The following is a 3181-nucleotide window of genomic DNA, read 5'->3' on the forward strand; positions in this document are numbered from 1 at the left end:
GATGCTCAATGGCCGACAATGTGGCATCAATCGCGGGACCGGCCTGTTTCACCGGCGGTAGCCGTTGTGACTGCAGGACCAGCTTACGTGCCTGGTCAATGGAAAGTTGTTCTATCATGGGATCCGGTCGGATTTAGATGCTCAGGTGCTTCGCAGAGATGGTACCAAAGTAGGGCGTGCCAATGCCATCTACTTTCGTAGTGGGACTCGCCAAAGTTCCTGGTGTTTCAACAGCAAAGATGGGAATTCTGGCGAATCCCACTACTTGACCATCCCCCAATGGCTACCAAAGTAGATGGCATTGGGCGGGGGCCGCCCGGTCTAAACCGAACGCTTTACTCGCCTCAACCGGACGGCTCGCGCCGTGCCGCTACCAACGTAGATGGCGTTGGACAAATGCTTTACTGCGTTGCGAAGAACGTGGTCATCGTTGCTGGCGTCGATCTGGAAGGAAACCTGTGATACAAAATCATCATCGTAGATTCCGCGATCCTCAAGTCGACTTTGGGACATCCGAAAAATGAGGCTCTGTCTGAAATCGGTTCAAAGTCGCCTTTCGCTCCGCGAAAGTCGTGGGAAAAAGAAGCTCTCGCGAAGCGAGAAACCGCTTCTCAGACAGAGCTGAGTCAAAAACGCGATCACTCTTTTGAGGAAACTCGCCCTTGAGCAATATCGAACTGGTAACGGGCGACCTGCTCGATCAGGACGTTGACACTATCGTCAACGCCTGGAATCGAAACATCATTCCTTGGTGGCTGCTGCTTCCTCAGGGCGTCTCAGGAGGGATCAAGCGTCGTGGTGGATACACGCCGTTTCGAGAGCTCGCTAGACACGGCCCCATTCCGCTTGGCGGGGCGGTGCTAACCAGTGCAGGCACGCTGCCGTTTAAAGCCATCATCCATGTGGCCGGCATCAGCATGCTTTGGCGATCAAGTGAAAGGTCGATTCGCGAATCGTGTCAGAGTGCTCTCGCGTTGGCCGAAGAGAAGAAGTTCAATTCGATCGCGTTGCCACTGATTGGTGCTGGTACCGGAGGCGGGTCGCCCGAGGCGGTACTTGCTATGATGAAGGATGAACTCGCGAAAGTCAGGTTTGCGGGACGCATTGTTATCGTTCAATTCAAGAAAAACTGAATTAACAGGATCCGACCCGATGCAGATCCACATTCAAGTTGGCGATGTACTGCAAGTTGCCGCCGACGTATAGAGAGCCGCCTAGGGACAGCCGCCTAGGGAGAGAGCATCTTCGACATGAACTTCATCACTCGATCATGAAGTTTATCTTGATGCTCGCTCGCAAATTGCTGTGCTTTCGCTTTGAGATCATCTCACATTCTCAGTGAAAGAGTCGCCATCAGAAAGTCTCCAAGTCAAAACGGGGTGCGAAATCGACCGGCGTCATCACATCCCACCCGAATTTCGCAAGATCACATTGTTCGTATGGGCGGATCCTGATCGGCGTCATATTCCCCATCAGGATCAAACCACGTACACAGCGCCAAGTGGACCAAGTACAGCGGTCGCATGTCACCGCGATGGATCATCTCCCACAGTGGGACGAAATCACTGCGGAATAGCATTGTTTGATGTTCCAGTCCAACAGTGAAGGGGACGTGCAGAGAATGCGAGCGAGGGCGTGGCCGGATGGCGACAAACGAATCGGAAGGTCGGTGCTTCGCAAATCGAGTCATCTGCTTGATCGGACCGCAGATGCCCAACAGGACATTCAACAGCCTCGAGTTTTTGAGATACTCCATCACCCCCGAGGGCCGCTACTTTGTTCATCGAGAACGACTGTGGCGTTGCACGAAACCGAATCTTGATGAGGAAACTCGCCAGCGTCTAGACAGTGAACTGATGACCGCCCGCCGCGAAGTCTTTGGGCCTCTTGTGATTTTTGGTTGCGCAACTTTTCTGTCTCCTTTCCCAGCTACGCCGGGAGAGGTGACTCGCGATGAAGAAATCAAACTCGCCCCTGCTTACTTTGCTTTCGTAAAATCGAGTTTGATTGCCACGTTGCCTTTGGCGTCGTTGACCGCCAGCTGGAATTTGTCGGCCACGGTTTGGTTGACCGTGCAGTTCAGCGTGATTTTGTCGTCGCCGGTCAAAGTCAGCTTGTTGCCGGCGCGGGTGACTTTGCCTTTGGACGTGGTCGCTTTTCCTGATTTCATGTGGACCAATTGAAACGTCCCTTCGCTGTTTAATCGCAATGCAAACGCTTCGCCGCTGGTCAGCGATGCCGACCATGTTCCGGCGAGCGAAAAGCGTGGATTGGCTGAGTTAGGGGCGTTCGTTGATTTCGCCGGGGCGGTTGCGGTCGCTTCGGACTTGGGCGTGCCGCTGGTTTTTGACCAGATATCGGACTTTCGCTCTGCCAAACTCGCCAATTGGATCAAGTTCGCCTTCAATTGACGCGGCGTCACCGCTCGGTTGCTGAGCGAGACTCGCAACTGAATCCGCTTATTTTCTTGATCAAACGCAAAGTAGCCGCCTTGGGTTGCAGTGTTGGAGACCAGCAGCTTTAACAGCGTTTCTTTGTCAATCGAGGCGTCCTCTTCCATTTTGACCAGCGACATTTCGCAAGCGATGCGGTCTTCGTCGACAAACACCGTCATCGAAACGGGAAAGATCCATTGAGCGTGATTCATTTTGAAGTTCACTGATCCGTTGTCTTCGCTGGGCTCAAAACCGGCGGTCTTCAAAACTTGGATCAGCGAAGAGACGCCGACAATCCGCTGCATCGTTTCGCCGTCGCTGATCGTGGCGACGTCTTTGGCGGTCGCGACCTGTTTCTCGAAAACCGTTCCATCGCGACTTCCGAAAACAAATTGTCATCCGCGTGGAGCTGCGTGTTGCCACAAAACAAAGCAGCAAGCACGGCAAAAGAGAATAGGTAACGCATCGTAATACCCTGGGGTGGATAAGAGGGAAGGCGTCGCGATGACTCATTTCAATCGCGTGACTTTCTATCCCAGCGGAAAAACGCCAGCGGTGTTACAGCAAATCCAAAACTAAAAAGGACACGTCTCGGGGATCGCCACCACTGGTTCCCAGGCTCCTTACCTGGAAACCCAATGAATTGCAGGCTCCCGCCTGCCGAGCGTGCAAAGACGAGGCGGGAGCCTCCAGGGCACGGCGTTCTCAGGCAGGAGCCAGGGAACGAGCGTTTCACCACTGACACC

General features: G+C 53.8%; 4 protein-coding genes. 2 read left to right on the plus strand and 2 right to left on the minus strand.

Translation table 11 applies throughout. The annotated features are described in order from the left end of the window. Positions 1–279 precede the first annotated feature (279 nt). Together RMSM_RS39530 and RMSM_RS02915 are read left to right on the plus strand one after the other, a co-directional pair. Positions 280–462 carry a hypothetical protein gene (locus RMSM_RS39530; RefSeq protein ID WP_144057332.1) on the plus strand — a complete coding sequence of 61 codons (183 nt, stop codon included), beginning with the start codon at positions 280–282 and terminating at the stop codon, positions 460–462. A 200-nt stretch (positions 463–662) separates the two neighbouring features. After that, positions 663–1133, plus strand: coding sequence for a macro domain-containing protein (locus RMSM_RS02915; RefSeq protein WP_008691337.1), 471 nt, complete (start codon positions 663–665; stop codon positions 1131–1133). A 293-nt stretch (positions 1134–1426) separates the two neighbouring features. Here RMSM_RS02915 and RMSM_RS02920 read toward each other — a convergent pair whose 3' ends face one another. Continuing rightward, entirely contained in the window at positions 1427–1729 is a 303-nt protein-coding gene (locus tag RMSM_RS02920; RefSeq protein ID WP_144057333.1) for a hypothetical protein, read from the minus strand. A 249-nt stretch (positions 1730–1978) separates the two neighbouring features. Continuing rightward, entirely contained in the window at positions 1979–2740 is a 762-nt protein-coding gene (locus RMSM_RS02925) for a type III secretion system chaperone (RefSeq protein ID WP_040763818.1), read from the minus strand. Between the last annotated feature and the right edge of the window lie 441 nt (positions 2741–3181).

Origin of the sequence: Rhodopirellula maiorica SM1 (genome assembly GCF_000346295.1) — a bacterium.
Taxonomy (GTDB): domain Bacteria; phylum Planctomycetota; class Planctomycetia; order Pirellulales; family Pirellulaceae; genus Novipirellula; species Novipirellula maiorica.